The following is a 15,422-nucleotide window of genomic DNA, read 5'->3' on the forward strand; positions in this document are numbered from 1 at the left end:
GCACAGCGCATGACGACAGCACGACTCTCCGACCTCCTCGCCGACGGCTCCGTCCGGCTCGACGCGCACGCCGACGACCGCGAGTCCGCCATCCGCCAGGCGGGCGAGGCGCTCATCGCGGCCGGCGCCGTGGAGCCCGGCTACGTGGAGGCCATGCTCGAGCGGGAGCGCTCCGTGTCCACCTTCGTGGGCGAGGGCGTCGCGGTGCCGCACGGCACCCTCGCGGCGGGACGCGACCTCGTTCGGGCCGACGCCATCAGCCTGCTGCGGCTGCCCGACGGCGTCGACTGGGACGGCCACGACGTCCGCATCGTCATCGGGATCGCGGCGACCGGGGGCGGCCACATCGCGCTGTTGTCGCGCCTCGCCGAGATCCTGCTCGACCCCGTGCGCGCCGAGCAGCTGCGTGGCGCGACCGATCCCGCGACCGTCCGTGCCCTCCTGGGAGCCGGTACGGTCGAGGGATGACGACGACGCCGAAGGCCCCCCGACCGCAGACGGACATCGACCGCATCGCCGAGGGGTGGATCGACGCCTCGCTCGACCTGCACCCCGAGGAGCGCGTCTACCTCGGCCGTCCGGGCCGCGAGGGCGAGTACGGCGACACGTCACCCGCGGGGCACGCGGCGCACGCCGAGGCGGCCCGCGCGGTCGTCCGGCAGCTCGCGGCGGCCACGCCCGTCGACGCGGTCGACGAGGTCACCCGCATGGACCTGACGCGCGAGCTCGAGCTCGACGTCGAGATGCACGAGGCCGGCGTGCACCTCTCCGACCTCAACGTGATCGCCTCGCCCGCGCAGGGCATCCGCGAGGTCTTCGACATTTCGCCCACGGCCACCGTGGACGACTGGGAGCACGTCGCCACGCGGCTCGGCAACGTCGCCGGCGCGGTCGACGGCTACGTCGAGACCCTGCGCGAGGGCGTCCGCCGTGGCCAGGTGCCCGCGAAGCGGCAGATCCGCGAGGTGCTCGGGCAGGTCGAGCGCCAGGCGGCGCCCGACGGCTTCTTCCGCTCCTTCGCCCAGGACGCGCGACCCGACGCGGGAGAGCTGCCCGCGTCGCTGCGCCAGGACCTGGGCGCCCGCGCCGAGGAGGCCCGCTCGGCCTACGTGCGGCTCGCCGCGTTCCTCGGCTCCGAGCTCGAGCCGGCCGGCCGCGAGGCCGACGCCGTCGGCCGCGAGCAGTACGCCCTCCGCTCCCGCTCGTTCCTCGGGGCCGAGGTCGACCTCGACGAGACGTACGAGTGGGGCGTGGGCGAGCTCGCCCGCATGGTGGAGGAGCAGGAGGCCATCGCCCGCGAGATCCTCCCCGGCGCGAGCGTGCTCGAGGCCATCGCGCACCTCGACGGCGACGCCTCGCGCAAGCTGCACGGCACCGACGCGCTGCGCGCCTGGATGCAGGAGACGAGCGACCGCGCGGTCGAGGAGCTCGGCCGCACGCACTTCGACATCCCCCAGGAGATCCGGGCGCTCGAGTGCATGATCGCCCCCACCCAGGAGGGCGGCATCTACTACTCCGGGCCCGCGGACGACTTCAGCCGCCCCGGCCGCATGTGGTGGTCGGTGCCCGAGGGCGTCACCGAGTTCGACACGTGGCGCGAGCTGACGACCGTGTACCACGAGGGCGTCCCGGGGCACCACCTGCAGATCGCGCAGGCCACCTACAACAAGGCCGAGCTCAACACCTGGCGGCGCTTCGCCGGCACGTCGGGCCACGCGGAGGGCTGGGCGCTGTACGCCGAGCGCCTCATGCAGGAGCTCGGCTACCTCGACGACCCGGCCGACCGGCTCGGCATGCTCGACGGCCAGCGCATGCGCGCCGCCCGCGTGGTGCTCGACATCGGGGTGCACCTCGGCAAGACGCGGCCCGACGGCGAGGGCGTCTGGGACGCCGACTACGCCTTCGACTTCATGGGCCGCAACGTGAACATGGATCCGTCGTTCGTCCGCTTCGAGGTCAACCGCTACCTCGGCTGGCCGGGCCAGGCGCCCTCCTACAAGGTGGGTCAGCGCATCTGGGAGGACCTCCGCGACGAGACCCGCCGCCGCGAGGGCGACGCGTTCGACATCCGCGCGTTCCACCGCCGCGCGCTCGACATCGGCGGCGTGGGCCTCGACACCCTGCGGGCCGCGGTCCTCCGCTGAGACCGCACTCGGCGGTCGTCCCGCGCGGCGCGGTCGTCCCGCGCGGCGCGGTCGTCCCGCGCGGCGCGGTTGTCCCGCCTCCCGGGCCGGGTCTAAGATCGACTGTCGCATTTCTGCGACGACCCATCCGTCCGCCGCTCGACCGGTACCCGCGCGGGTCCGCGCCAGCGGCCTTATTCATGCCCATCCTGGAGCACTAACTACATGACAATCGCAACGACCGACAAGGCGCCCAAGCAGGTCGCGATCAACGACATCGGATCTGCAGAGGACTTCCTCGCCGCGGTCGAGAAGACACTGAAGTTCTTCAACGACGGAGACCTCATCGAGGGCACCGTCGTGAAGATCGATCGGGACGAGGTCCTGATCGACGTCGGCTACAAGACCGAGGGCGTCATCCCCTCGCGTGAGCTGTCCATCAAGCACGACGTCGACCCGACGGAGGTCGTCAAGGTCGGCGACACCGTCGAGGCCCTCGTCCTCCAGAAGGAGGACAAGGAAGGCCGTCTGATCCTGTCCAAGAAGCGCGCGCAGTACGAGCGTGCGTGGGGCGACGTGGAGAAGATCAAGGAGTCCGACGGCGTCGTCACCGGCACCGTCATCGAGGTCGTCAAGGGCGGCCTCATCGTGGACATCGGCCTCCGCGGCTTCCTCCCGGCCTCGCTCATCGAGCTGCGCCGCGTCCGCGACCTCACGCCGTACCTCGGCCAGGAGATCGAGGCCAAGATCCTCGAGCTCGACAAGAACCGCAACAACGTGGTCCTGTCGCGCCGTGCCCTGCTCGAGCAGACGCAGTCCGAGAGTCGCAGCACGTTCCTCAACAACCTCCAGAAGGGCCAGGTCCGCAAGGGCGTGGTCTCCTCGATCGTCAACTTCGGTGCGTTCGTGGACCTGGGCGGCGTCGACGGCCTCGTGCACGTCTCCGAGCTCAGCTGGAAGCACATCGAGCACGCCAGCGAGGTCGTCGAGGTGGGCCAGGAGGTGACCGTCGAGATCCTCGAGGTCGACCTGGACCGCGAGCGCGTCTCGCTGTCGCTCAAGGCGACGCAGGAGGACCCGTGGCAGGTCTTCGCCCGCACGCACGCCATCGGCCAGGTCGCGCCCGGAAAGGTCACCAAGCTGGTGCCGTTCGGTGCGTTCGTCCGCGTGGCCGAGGGCATCGAGGGCCTCGTGCACATCTCGGAGCTCTCCGGCAAGCACGTCGAGCTCGCGGAGCAGGTCGTGTCCGTCGGCGACGAGGTGTTCGTCAAGGTCATCGACATCGACCTCGAGCGTCGCCGCATCTCGCTGAGCCTCAAGCAGGCCAACGATGGCGTCGACCCCGAGGGCACCGAGTTCGACCCGGCCCTCTACGGCATGCTCACCGAGTACGACGACCAGGGGAACTACAAGTACCCCGAGGGCTTCGACCCGGAGACCAACGAGTGGAAGGACGGCTTCGAGTCGCAGCGCGAGACCTGGGAGCAGCAGTACGCCGCAGCCCAGGCCCGCTGGGAGGCCCACAAGAAGCAGGTCGCGGCGGCAGCCGAGGCCGAGGCGGCCGACACGGGCATCACGTCCGCCGGCCCCGGCTTCACGAGCGACTCGACGGGCGCCGGCACGCTGGCGGACGACGAGAGCCTCGCGGCGCTCCGCGAGAAGCTGTCCAGCTCGAAGTAGCACCACCGCACCACGACGAGGCCGCTCTCCCTTCGGGGAGGGCGGCCTCCGTCGTCCCCGGGCCGGTCCGTCGCCGCCCGAGCCCGCGCCTAGGCTGGATCCATGCAGCTGATCGGACTGACGGGCGGCATCGCCGCGGGCAAGACGGTGGTGGCCGACCGCCTGGCCGAGCTCGGCGCCGTGCGGATCGACGCCGACCGGCTCGCCCGCGAAGTGGTGGAGCCCGGCACGCCGGCCCTCGCGGAGATCGCCCGGCGCTACGGTCCCGGTGTGATCGCCGCGGACGGCACCCTCGACCGCCCCGCGCTCGGCGCCGTCGTGTTCCAGGATCCGGACGCGCGCCGCGACCTGGAGGCCATCACGCATCCCGCCGTGCGCGCGCTGTCGGCCGCGCGCATGGCCGCGGCGAGGGAGGCCGACCCGGACGCGGTCGTCGTCTACGACATCCCGCTCCTCGTGGAGTCCGGGCGCGTCGACGAGTTCGCCCGCGTCGTCGTGGTCCACGCGCCGCGCGAGGAGCGGATCCGCCGCCTCGTCGAGCTCCGCGGCATGTCCGTCGAGGAGGCCGAGCGCCGGATCGCCTCGCAGGCGACCGACGAGCAGCGCCTCGCCGTCGCCGACGACGTCATCGACTCCGGCGTCTCGCTCGCGTCGACGCTCGCGCAGACGGATCGGCTCTGGGCGAACCTGGCCGGCGGTGTCGGAGGCCGCTCGTAGACTCGATGGCATGCAACCCACTCGGTCCGTGCGCCCGTTCAAGGTCGTCAGCGACTACTCCCCGAGCGGCGACCAGCCCACCGCCATCGCCGAGCTGGCGGGCCGGGTCAACGCCGGCGAGCCCGACGTCGTGCTCCTCGGCGCCACGGGAACCGGCAAGTCGGCCACCGCCGCCTGGCTCATCGAGCAGGTCCAGCGGCCCACGCTGATCCTCGCGCACAACAAGACGCTCGCCGCGCAGCTCGCCACCGAGTTCCGCGAGCTCATGCCCGACAACGCGGTCGAGTACTTCGTCTCCTACTACGACTACTACCAGCCCGAGGCCTACGTCCCGCAGACGGACACCTTCATCGAGAAGGACTCTTCGGTCAACGCCGAGGTCGAGCGCCTCCGCCACTCCACCACCAACTCGCTGCTCAGCCGTCGCGACGTCGTCGTGGTGAGCACCGTGTCCTGCATCTACGGCCTCGGCCAGCCCGAGCAGTACATGAACGCCATGGTGGCGCTCCAGGTCGGCATGCAGATCAACCGCGACACGCTCATCCGCAAGTTCGTCTCCATGCAGTACCAGCGCAACGACGTCGACTTCTCGCGCGGCAACTTCCGCGTGCGCGGCGACACCATCGAGATCATCCCGATGTACGAGGAGCTGGCCATCCGCATCGAGATGTTCGGCGACGAGATCGAGGCGCTGTACCAGCTGCACCCGCTCACGGGCGACGTGGTCCGCAAGATGGACTCCGTGTCCGTGTTCCCGGGCTCCCACTACGTCGCGGAGACCGAGGTCATGCGACGGGCCATCGGCACCATCCAGCAGGAGCTCGAGGAGCGGCTCGCCGTGCTCGAGCGCGAGGGCAAGCTGCTCGAGGCGCAGCGACTTCGCATGCGCACCAACTTCGACATCGAGATGATGCAGCAGATCGGCTTCTGCTCCGGCATCGAGAACTACTCCCGCCACATCGACGGGCGCGACGCGGGGGAGGCCCCGCACTGCCTGCTCGACTACTTCCCGGACGACTTCCTCGTCGTCATCGACGAGTCGCACGTCACCGTGCCCCAGATCGGCGCCATGTTCGAGGGCGACTCGTCGCGCAAGCGCACGCTCGTCGAGCACGGCTTCCGCCTGCCGAGCGCGCTCGACAACCGGCCGCTGAAGTGGAACGAGTTCACCGAGCGCGTGCCGCAGACCGTCTACATGTCCGCGACGCCCGGCAAGTACGAGCTCGGCATGGGCGACGGCGTGGTGGAGCAGATCATCCGCCCCACGGGTCTCATCGACCCGGCCATCGTGGTCAAGCCCACCAAGGGCCAGATCGACGACCTGCTCGAGCAGATCCGCATCCGCGTGGAGAAGGACGAGCGCATCCTCGTCACCACGCTCACGAAGAAGATGGCGGAGGAGCTCACCGACTACTTCGCCGAGGCGGGCGTGCGCGTGCGCTACCTCCACTCGGACGTCGACACGCTGCGCCGCGTCGAGCTCCTCAGCGAGCTGCGGGCCGGCGTGTACGACGTGCTCGTCGGCATCAACCTCCTCCGCGAGGGCCTCGACCTGCCGGAGGTGTCGCTCGTCGCGATCCTCGACGCCGACAAGGAGGGCTTCCTCCGCTCGTCCACGTCGCTCATCCAGACCATCGGCCGCGCGGCGCGCAACGTGTCCGGCGAGGTGCACATGTACGCCGACGTGCTCACCGACAGCATGAAGCGCGCCATCGAGGAGACCGACCGGCGCCGCGAGAAGCAGGTCGCCTACAACACGGAGCACGGCATCGACCCGACGCCGCTGCGCAAGCGCATCGCGGACATCACCGAGATCCTCGCGCGCGAGGGCGAGGACACGAAGAAGATGCTGGAGGGGCGCGGCGGCGGCAAGCGCTCGCCCACGCCGAACCTGCGGCGAGAGGGCAAGGCGGCGGCGGGGGCGAACGAGCTGGAGACGATCATCTCCGACCTCAACGACCAGATGCTGCAGGCCGCGGGCGAGCTGAAGTTCGAGCTCGCGGCGCGCCTCCGCGACGAGCTGGGCGACCTCAAGCGCGAGCTGCGCCAGATGGAGAAGGCCGGCCACCTGTCCTGATCGCGGCGGGCCCGGGGCCGGACGCCCCCCGTCCGGCCCGGCCGACCGCGGTGTCGGTGGCGACGCATACGATGGACGGGTGTCAATCTCCCCCGTCGAGTCCTCGTCCCTCCTGAGCGTCCGCGGCGCTCGCGTCCACAACCTCCGCGACGTCGACCTCGACATCCCGCGCGACTCCCTCGTCGTCTTCACGGGCCTGTCGGGGTCCGGCAAGTCGTCCCTCGCGTTCGACACGATCTTCGCCGAGGGCCAGCGCCGGTACGTCGAGTCGCTGTCCGCGTACGCGCGCCAGTTCCTCGGCCAGGTCGACCGGCCGGACGTCGACTTCATCGAGGGCCTGAGCCCCGCGGTCTCCATCGACCAGAAGTCCACGAACCGCAACCCGCGCTCCACGGTGGGCACCATCACCGAGATCTTCGACTACATGCGCCTGCTGTGGGCGCGCATCGGGGTCGCGCACTGCCCCGTGTGCGGCGAGCGCATCTCCCGCCAGACCGTGCAGCAGATCGCCGACCAGCTCATGGAGCTGGAGACCGGCACCCGGTACCAGGTCGTCAGCCCCATCGTGTCCCAGAAGAAGGGCGAGTTCGTCGACCTGTTCGCGGAGCTCGCCTCCGGCGGCTACTCGCGCGCCATCGTCGACGGCGAGCTCATCCAGCTCAGCTCGCCGCCCAAGCTCAAGAAGCAGTACAAGCACGACATCTCGGTCGTCGTCGACCGACTGGTCGCGAGCGACGACATCCTGGGCCGCCTGACGGACTCGCTCGAGACCGCGCTCCGGCTCACCGACGGCATCGTCATGATCGACTTCGTCGACGTCGAGGGCCCCGCCGGCCTCCGCACGTACTCGGAGAAGCTGTCGTGCCCGAACAACCACCCCATCCAGCTCACCGAGATCGAGCCGCGCACCTTCTCGTTCAACGCGCCCTTCGGCGCGTGCCCCGAGTGCTCGGGCCTCGGCACGCGCATGTCGGTGGACCAGGAGCTCCTCATCGGCGACGAGTCGCTGAGCATCGCCGACGGCGTCATCCTCCCGTGGACCACGCAGGGCAAGGGCCTCTTCCAGTACTACGAGAAGCTGCTCGCGGGCCTCGCGCGCGACCTCAAGTTCTCCCTCACCACTCCGTGGCGGAAGCTCTCCGAGGAGGTCCGCGAGGCGGTCCTCCGCGGCAACGACTTCGAGGTCCAGGTCAAGTGGAAGAACCGCTACGGGCGCGAGATGACGTACTCGTCGGGCTTCGAGGGCGTCATGCCGTACATCGAGCGGCAGTTCGCCCAGGCGGAGACCGACAACCAGCGGGCGCGCTGGGGCGAGTACCTGCGCGAGATCCCGTGCCCGGTGTGCGACGGCAAGCGCCTGAAGCCCGAGGTGCTGGCGGTGCTCGTGCACGGCGCGAACATCGCGGACGTCGCCGAGATGAGCCTCTCGGACGCGCAGGAGTTCATGGCGCAGCTCGAGCTCACCGACCGCGAGGCGCACATCGCCGCGCAGGTGCTCCGGGAGATCCGCGTGCGCCTCGAGTTCCTCATCGAGGTGGGGCTCAACTACCTCAACCTCGCGCGGGCGGCGGCGTCGCTCTCGGGCGGCGAGGCGCAGCGCATCCGCCTGGCCACGCAGATCGGCTCGGGTCTCACGGGCGTGCTCTACGTGCTGGACGAGCCGTCCATCGGCCTGCACCAACGCGACAACCGGCGCCTCATCGAGACGCTCGTGAAGCTGCGCGACCTCGGCAACACGCTCATCGTCGTCGAGCACGACGAGGACACCATCCGCACCGCCGACTGGATCGTCGACATCGGCCCCGGCGCCGGCGTCAACGGCGGCAAGGTCGTGCACTCGGGCTCGTACGAGGGGCTCATCGAGAACCGCGAGTCGCTCACGGGCGACTACCTGGCGGGCCGCCGCGCGATCGCGACGCCCGCGAGGCGCCGGAAGATCGACAAGAAGAGGCAGATCCAGGTCGTGGGCGCTCGCGCCAACAACCTCCAGAACGTGACCGCGACCTTCCCGCTGGGCACGCTCACGGCGGTCACGGGCGTGAGCGGATCGGGCAAGTCCTCGCTCGTGAACGACATCCTCTACCGTGTCCTCGCCAACGAGCTCAACGGCGCCCGCAAGGTGCCGGGCAAGCACTCCCGCGTCACCGGGCTCGAGAACCTCGACAAGGTCGTCCACGTCGACCAGAACCCCATCGGCCGCACGCCGCGCTCGAACCCCGCCACGTACACGGGCGTGTTCGACCGCATCCGCAACCTCTTCGCGGAGACCACCGAGGCCAAGGCCCGCGGATACCTCCCCGGCCGCTTCAGCTTCAACGTCAAGGGCGGGCGCTGCGAGGCGTGCTCGGGCGACGGCACCATCAAGATCGAGATGAACTTCCTGCCCGACGTCTACGTGGCCTGCGAGGTCTGCGGGGGAGCGCGCTACAACCGCGACACCCTGAGCGTCCACTACAAGGGCAAGAGCATCGCCGAGGTGCTCGACATGTCCATCAGCGAGGCGGCGGACTTCTTCGAGCCGATCCAGGCCATCCACCGCTTCATGAAGACGCTGATGGACGTGGGCCTCGGCTACGTTCGGCTCGGCCAGAGCGCCACGACGCTGTCCGGCGGCGAGGCGCAGCGCGTGAAGCTGTCCACCGAGCTCCAGCGGCGGTCGAACGGCCGCAGCATCTACGTGCTCGACGAGCCCACCACAGGCCTCCACTTCGAGGACGTGCGGAAGCTCCTGCTCGTGCTCAACGGGCTGGTGGACAAGGGCAACACCGTCATCGTCATCGAGCACAACCTCGACGTCATCAAGTCCGCCGACTGGCTCATCGACATGGGGCCGGAGGGCGGCGCGGGCGGCGGCACGGTGCTCGCCACCGGCACGCCCGAGCACCTGGCCACCGTGCCGGAGAGCTACACGGGCGGCTTCCTCAAGGAGGTCCTCGACGCCGAGGCCGAGGCGGCGGCGGTCGCGTCCCAGCGTGCGCGCGAGGAGCGCGCGGCCGGCTGATGGCCCGCACCGACACCGTCGGCTACCGTCCGGCGGCGGAGGAGATCCCCACGTCGCCGGGCGTGTACCGCTTCCGCGACGCGGCGGACCGCGTCCTCTACGTGGGCAAGGCCAACAACCTCCGCGCCCGGCTCGCCAACTACTTCGCCCCCTTGGAGAGCCTGCACGAGCGCACCCGGCGCATGGTCACGTCGGCGGCCGGCGTCGAGTGGACCGTGGTCGGCAGCGAGTTCGAGGCGCTGCAGCTCGAGTTCACCTGGATCAAGGAGTTCGACCCGCCCTTCAACGTCAAGTTCCGGGACGACAAGTCGTACCCGTACCTCGCCGTCACCCTGGGGGAGGAGCACCCCCGGGTCATGGTCACCCGCAACCGGAAGATCCGCGGCGCCAAGTACTTCGGCCCGTACACGAAGGTATGGGCCATCCGCGAGACGGTGGACCACCTGCTGAAGGTCTTCCCGATGCGGTCCTGCTCGGAGAGCACGTTCAAGCGCGCGCGGCAGACGAACCGGCCGTGCCTCCTCGGCGACATCGGCCGGTGCGCCGCGCCGTGCGTCGGCCGCGTCTCGCAGGAGGAGCACCGAGAGATCGCGGACGACTTCGTGAGCTTCATGGCCGGCAACGACTCGAAGTACGTGGGCCAGCTCACGCAGCGCATGAAGGACGCCGCGGCGGAGATGGACTACGAGGCGGCCGCCCGCCACCGGGACGACATCGGCGCGCTCGAGGCCGCCCTCTCCAAGACCGCCGTCGTGTTCGACGACCGGGTGGACGCGGACGTCTTCGGCATCGCCGCCGACGAGCTGGCCGCGGCCGTGCAGCAGTTCATGGTCCGCGGAGGCCGCATCCGGGGCACGCGCACGTGGGTCGTCGACAAGGAGCTCGACATCGGCATCGGCGAGCTCGTCGAGACCGTGCTGCACAACGCCTACGAGGACGAGGCGCACCCGCCGCGCGAGGTGCTCGTCCCCGAGCTGCCCGCCGACGCCGCCGAGCTCGAGCTCTGGCTCAGCCAGCGGCGCGCCGCGGGGGAGGACGACGGCACCGTGCGCCGCGGTCGCCCGAGCTCCTGGCAGGTCGACCTCCGCGTCGCCCAGCGCGGGGACAAGGCCGCGCTCGCGCACACCGCGGCCACGAACGCGCAGAACGCGCTCATGCTCTACAAGACGCGCCGTAGCTCCGACTTCACCACCCGGTCGAAGGCCCTCGCCGACATCCAGGAGGCGCTCGGCATGCCCGACGCCCCGCTGCGCATGGAGTGCTACGACGTCTCGCACCTGAGCGGCACCAACATCGTCGCGTCCATGGTCGTCTTCGAGGACGGCCTGCCCCGCAAGGACCAGTACCGCCGCTTCAACATCGCCGACTCCACGGACGACACCGAGTCGATCCACCAGGTCATCACGCGCCGGCTCGCCTACCTCGGCAAGGAGGCGGAGGTTCCGGCCGACGCCGCGCCGCCGGAGCTCGGCGATGCGCCGCCCGTGAACAAGTTCTCCTACAGCCCCAACCTGCTCATCGTCGACGGGGGACAGCCGCAGGTGGCCGCGGCGCAGCGGGCGCTCGAGGAGTCGGGCGTGACGGGGATCCAGCTCGCGGGCATCGCGAAGCGCCTCGAGGAGATCTGGCTGCCGGACTCCGACTACCCCATCATCCTGCCGCGCAACAGCGACGCCCTCTTCCTCATCCAGCGCATCCGCGACGAGGCCCACCGGTTCGCCATCACGCACCAGCGGGCCCGCCGGAAGCGCGACATCACGTCGGTGCTCAACGAGATCCCGGGGCTCGGGCCGTCGCGCGTGCAGCGGCTGCTGCAGCAGTTCGGCTCCGTCGCCGAGCTGAAGCAGGCCGAGGTCGAGGAGATCGCGGCCGTCCGCACCATCGGGCCGACGCTGGCGCAGGCCGTCTACGAGCGGCTCCGCTCGTGACCCGCGCCCGGTCGGGCGTCACGGGTCGCGCCTAGACTGGATCCATCGACCGGCGCGACGAGAGGTGCATGCCCGCATGAGCGTGGAGATCCCCCAGCAGGACGTCATGATCGTGACGGGGATGTCCGGCGCGGGCCGCTCCACCGTCGGCAACGCGTTGGAGGACCTCGGCTGGTACGTGGTCGACAACCTCCCGCCGCAGATGCTCAAGCCGCTCGTCGAGCTGGCCGGCCGCGCTGGCACCTCGCTGCCGAAGATCGCGGCCGTGGTCGACGTCCGCGGCGGCGACTTCTTCTCCGAGCTGCGGGACATCCTGCAGACGTTCGGCACCGGCCCGCGCCTGCGCGTGCTGTTCCTCGAGGCCACGGACGCGGCCCTCGTGCGGCGCTTCGAGCAGGTCCGCCGCCCCCATCCGCTCCAGGGCAACGGCACGCTGCTCGACGGCATCGCGGCGGAGCGGGCGCGCATGATCGAGATCCGCGAGGCCAGCGACCTCGTCATCGACACCTCCGAGCTCAACATCCACCAGCTCGCCACCGCCATCACCGAGCAGTTCAGCGGGGCGGACGACGCGGGCGTGCGCGTCACCGTCATGAGCTTCGGCTTCAAGTACGGCACCCCCGCGGACGCGGACATGGTGGCCGACATGCGCTTCCTCCCCAACCCGTTCTGGACCCCGGAGCTCCGTCCGCTCACCGGTCGCGACAAGGCCGTCAGCGACTACGTGCTCGGCCAGGAGGGCGCCGAGGAGTTCGTCCACGCGTACGCCCGGGCGCTCTCCCCGGTGCTCGCCGGGTACCAGCGGGAGAACAAGAGACACGCTACGATCGCTATCGGCTGTACCGGCGGCAAGCACCGCTCGGTGGCCGTCGCCGAGGAGCTCTCCAGCCTCCTCCGCGCCCTTCCCGGCGTCGCTGTCAGCACCAAGCACCGCGACCTCGGCCGGGAGTAGGGCACCCATCTCATCAAGGGAGTAAGCATTTGCCTCTGACCTCGGACGTCAAGGAAGAACTGTCACGCGTCGAGGTCAGCAAGACCACGGTGAGGGCGGCCGAGCTGGCCACCATCCTGCGCTTCTCCGGCGGGCTGCACCTCATCTCGAACCGCATCGCGGTCGAGTCCGAGCTCGACACCCCGCTGCTCGCGCGTCGCGTGCGCAAGGACCTCGCCGAGCTCTACGGCGTCCGCAGCGACATCTCCGTCATCCCCGCGTCCGGCATGCGCCGCGCCACGCACTACCTGGTCCGCGTGATGGAGGGGGGCGAGACGCTCGCCCGCCAGACCGGCCTGCTCGACGCGCGCCGCCGCCCCATCCGCGGCCTGCCCAACCGCCTCACCACGGGCTCCCGCGAGGAGATCGCGGCCGTCTGGCGGGGCGCGTTCCTCGCGGCAGGCACCCTCACGGATCCCGGCCGCTCGGCCGCGCTCGAGGTCACCTGCCCCGGCAACGAGGCCGCCATGGCGCTCGTCGGCGCCGCGGGCCGCCTCGACGTCAGCGCCAAGGCGCGTGAGGTCCGCGGCGTCCACCGCGTCGTCATCCGCGACGGCGACGCCATCGGCCAGATGCTGCGCGTCATGGGCGCGCAGGGCACGGTCGTCAACTGGGAGGAGATGCGCCAGCGCCGAGAGGTGCGGGCCACCGCCAACCGCCTCGTCAACTTCGACGACGCCAACCTCCGCCGCTCCGCCCAGGCCGCCGTCGCCGCGTGCGCGCGGGTGGAGCGGGCCATGGAGATCCTCGGACCGGACATCCCCGAGCACCTCAAGTACGCGGGCGACCTGCGCCTGCGCTTCCGCGACTCCAGCCTCGACGAGCTGGGCCACCACGCGGACCCGCCGATGACGAAGGACGCCGTCGCCGGCCGCATCCGGCGCCTGCTCGCCATGGCCGACAAGAAGGCCGTCGACGAGGGCCTGCCCGGCACCGACGCGAACCTCCCGGCCGACCTCGACGACGTCTGATCCGCGATGCGTCCGTCGGTGCCGCACGCACCGAGGCGGGCGACGATCCGCTGGGCGCCGGGCGTCATCCGGCCAGGTGGCGCGGAGGGCCGCCGGACTAGACTCGATCCGTCACCCACCCCCGGCCTCTGGCCGGGAGCCCCCGGGCAATGAAGAGGAGATACACCTATGGCTGACTACACTCTCGTCGACCTCCCGTACGACTACTCGGCCCTCGAGCCGAGCATCAGCGGCCGCATCATGGAGCTGCACCACGACAAGCACCACAAGACGTACGTCGACGGCGCCAACACCGCCCTCGTCAAGCTGCAGGAGGCGCGCGACGCCGGCGACCTGACCTTCGTCAACAAGCTGCAGAAGGACCTCGCGTTCAACCTCGCGGGCCACGTCAACCACACGGTCTTCTGGAACAACCTCAGCCCCGACGGCGGCGACAAGCCCACCGGCGAGCTCGCCGCGGCCATCGACGAGTTCTTCGGCTCGTACGACAAGTTCCAGGCGCACTTCACCGCCTCGGCCCTCGGCATCCAGGGGTCCGGCTGGAGCATCCTCGCGTGGGACTCGCTCGGCCAGAAGCTCATCATCGAGCAGCTGTACGACCACCAGGGCAACCTCGCCGCGGCGACCGTGCCGATCCTGCTGCTCGACATGTGGGAGCACGCCTTCTACCTCGACTACGTCAACGTCAAGGCCGACTATGTGAAGGCGTTCTGGAACATCGTCAACTGGGCCGACGTGCAGGCGCGCTTCGACGCCGCCCGCACGAAGACGCAGGGCCTCTTCCTGCTCTCGTAGCCGCATCCGCGGGCGGCCGGTGGGGAGACCCCGGCCGCCTGCGGATCCGCACGGCAGGACTCCCGCGCACCCCGAACCTCCACCACCCACCGCCGCCCCCGAGCGCGCAGAACATCAGGAGAACACGTGACCGTCAAGATCGGCATCAACGGCTTCGGCCGCATCGGCCGCAACTACTTCCGCGCCGCGCTCGCCAAGGGCAGCGACATCGAGATCGTCGCGGTGAACGACCTCACCGACAACAAGGCGCTCGCGCACCTGCTCAAGTACGACTCCATCACCGGCCGCCTCGACGCCACGGTCGAGCTCGACGGCGACAACATCATCGTGAACGGCAAGGCCATCCGGGTGCTCGAGGAGCGCGACCCCGCGAACCTCCCCTGGGGCGAGCTCGGCGTCGAGATCGTCATCGAGTCCACCGGCCGCTTCACGAAGGCGGAGGACGCGCGCAAGCACATCACCGCCGGCGCCAGGAAGGTCCTCGTCTCCGCGCCCGCCACGGGCGACAACGTCGTGACCCTGGTCCTCGGCGTCAACGAGGGCACCTATGACCCCGCCACGCACGACGTCATCTCCAACGCGTCGTGCACCACCAACTGCCTCGCGCCCCTCGCCAAGGTCTTCCTCGACGAGTTCGGCATCGAGCGCGGCCTCATGACGACGGTCCACGCCTACACGGCCGACCAGAACCTGCAGGACGGCCCGCACAGCGACCTCCGCCGCGCCCGCGCCGCCGCCGTCAACATCATCCCGACGTCGACGGGTGCCGCGAAGGCGCTCGGCCTCGTCATCCCCGAGCTCGTCGGCAAGCTCGACGGCTACGCGCTCCGCGTGCCCGTGCCCACCGGCTCGATCACCGACCTCACCATCGAGACCTCGGCGAACGTCACCGTCGAGCAGGTCAACGCGGCCTACGAGGCGGCGGCCGAGGGTCCCCTCAAGGGCATCCTCAAGTACACCGAGGACCCCATCGTCTCGAGCGACATCGTCAACGACCCGCACTCCTCGATCTTCGACGCCGGCCTCACCAAGGTCATCGGCAACCAGGTCAAGGTCGCGTCGTGGTACGACAACGAGTGGGGCTACTCCAACCGCCTCGTCGACCTCACCGAGTACGTCGCCGACCGCCTGTAACCGGC

Annotated in this window: 11 protein-coding genes; all 11 read left to right on the top strand. The window is 70.3% G+C overall.

Features of this window, described 5'->3' with window-relative positions; genetic code table 11:
* Window positions 1-9 precede the first annotated feature (9 nt).
* On the top strand, window positions 10-468 hold the full coding sequence (locus B5P21_RS08215; protein WP_045528139.1) for a PTS mannitol transporter subunit IIA: 459 nt from the start codon (window positions 10-12) through the stop codon (window positions 466-468).
* Window positions 465-2,144, top strand: a complete 1,680-nt coding sequence (locus tag B5P21_RS08220; protein ID WP_045528137.1) for a DUF885 domain-containing protein — start codon at window positions 465-467, stop codon at window positions 2,142-2,144. The genes B5P21_RS08215 and B5P21_RS08220 overlap by 4 nt, the downstream gene beginning before the upstream one ends.
* A 204-nt stretch (window positions 2,145-2,348) precedes the next feature.
* Complete coding sequence (rpsA, locus tag B5P21_RS08225) at window positions 2,349-3,803, top strand: 30S ribosomal protein S1 (protein ID WP_045528136.1); 1,455 nt, start codon at window positions 2,349-2,351, stop codon at window positions 3,801-3,803.
* A 102-nt stretch (window positions 3,804-3,905) separates the two neighbouring features.
* A complete protein-coding gene (coaE, locus tag B5P21_RS08230; protein WP_045528134.1) occupies window positions 3,906-4,520 on the top strand; it encodes a dephospho-CoA kinase in 615 nt (204 codons plus the stop codon).
* A gap of 10 nt (window positions 4,521-4,530) precedes the next feature.
* On the top strand, window positions 4,531-6,597 hold the full coding sequence (uvrB, locus tag B5P21_RS08235) for an excinuclease ABC subunit UvrB (RefSeq protein WP_045528132.1): 2,067 nt from the start codon (window positions 4,531-4,533) through the stop codon (window positions 6,595-6,597).
* A 79-nt stretch (window positions 6,598-6,676) separates the two neighbouring features.
* Window positions 6,677-9,598, top strand: coding sequence for an excinuclease ABC subunit UvrA (gene uvrA / locus B5P21_RS08240; RefSeq protein WP_045528130.1), 2,922 nt, complete (start codon window positions 6,677-6,679; stop codon window positions 9,596-9,598).
* A complete protein-coding gene (uvrC, locus tag B5P21_RS08245; protein WP_094171018.1) occupies window positions 9,598-11,526 on the top strand; it encodes an excinuclease ABC subunit UvrC in 1,929 nt (642 codons plus the stop codon). Before uvrA ends, uvrC begins: the two co-directional genes overlap by 1 nt.
* Before the next feature lie 76 nt (window positions 11,527-11,602).
* Window positions 11,603-12,478 carry an RNase adapter RapZ gene (gene rapZ, locus B5P21_RS08250; RefSeq protein WP_045528128.1) on the top strand — a complete coding sequence of 292 codons (876 nt, stop codon included), beginning with the start codon at window positions 11,603-11,605 and terminating at the stop codon, window positions 12,476-12,478.
* Between the two features lie 29 nt (window positions 12,479-12,507).
* Window positions 12,508-13,488 (top strand): DNA-binding protein WhiA, encoded by a 981-nt coding sequence (gene whiA, locus B5P21_RS08255; protein WP_012038434.1) that lies wholly within the window; start codon window positions 12,508-12,510, stop codon window positions 13,486-13,488.
* A gap of 168 nt (window positions 13,489-13,656) precedes the next feature.
* The gene (locus B5P21_RS08260) at window positions 13,657-14,283 is read left to right on the top strand and encodes a superoxide dismutase (protein ID WP_012038433.1); all 627 of its coding nucleotides are present in this window, start codon (window positions 13,657-13,659) and stop codon (window positions 14,281-14,283) included.
* A 126-nt stretch (window positions 14,284-14,409) separates the two neighbouring features.
* Window positions 14,410-15,417 carry a type I glyceraldehyde-3-phosphate dehydrogenase gene (gene gap, locus B5P21_RS08265; protein WP_045528127.1) on the top strand — a complete coding sequence of 336 codons (1,008 nt, stop codon included), beginning with the start codon at window positions 14,410-14,412 and terminating at the stop codon, window positions 15,415-15,417.
* Window positions 15,418-15,422 lie beyond the last annotated feature (5 nt).

This window comes from Clavibacter michiganensis subsp. insidiosus, from assembly GCF_002240565.1.
GTDB classification, from domain to species: Bacteria; Actinomycetota; Actinomycetes; order Actinomycetales; family Microbacteriaceae; genus Clavibacter; species Clavibacter insidiosus.

Coding starts and splice junctions, on each gene's coding strand:
- coaE (WP_045528134.1), top strand. CDS start 3,906: ATGCAGCTGATCGGACTGACGGGCGGCATCGCCGCGGGCAAGACGGTG.
- rpsA (WP_045528136.1), top strand. CDS start 2,349: ATGACAATCGCAACGACCGACAAGGCGCCCAAGCAGGTCGCGATCAAC.
- uvrB (WP_045528132.1), top strand. CDS start 4,531: ATGCAACCCACTCGGTCCGTGCGCCCGTTCAAGGTCGTCAGCGACTAC.
- B5P21_RS08215 (WP_045528139.1), top strand. CDS start 10: ATGACGACAGCACGACTCTCCGACCTCCTCGCCGACGGCTCCGTCCGG.
- uvrC (WP_094171018.1), top strand. CDS start 9,598: ATGGCCCGCACCGACACCGTCGGCTACCGTCCGGCGGCGGAGGAGATC.
- B5P21_RS08220 (WP_045528137.1), top strand. CDS start 465: ATGACGACGACGCCGAAGGCCCCCCGACCGCAGACGGACATCGACCGC.
- B5P21_RS08260 (WP_012038433.1), top strand. CDS start 13,657: ATGGCTGACTACACTCTCGTCGACCTCCCGTACGACTACTCGGCCCTC.
- rapZ (WP_045528128.1), top strand. CDS start 11,603: ATGAGCGTGGAGATCCCCCAGCAGGACGTCATGATCGTGACGGGGATG.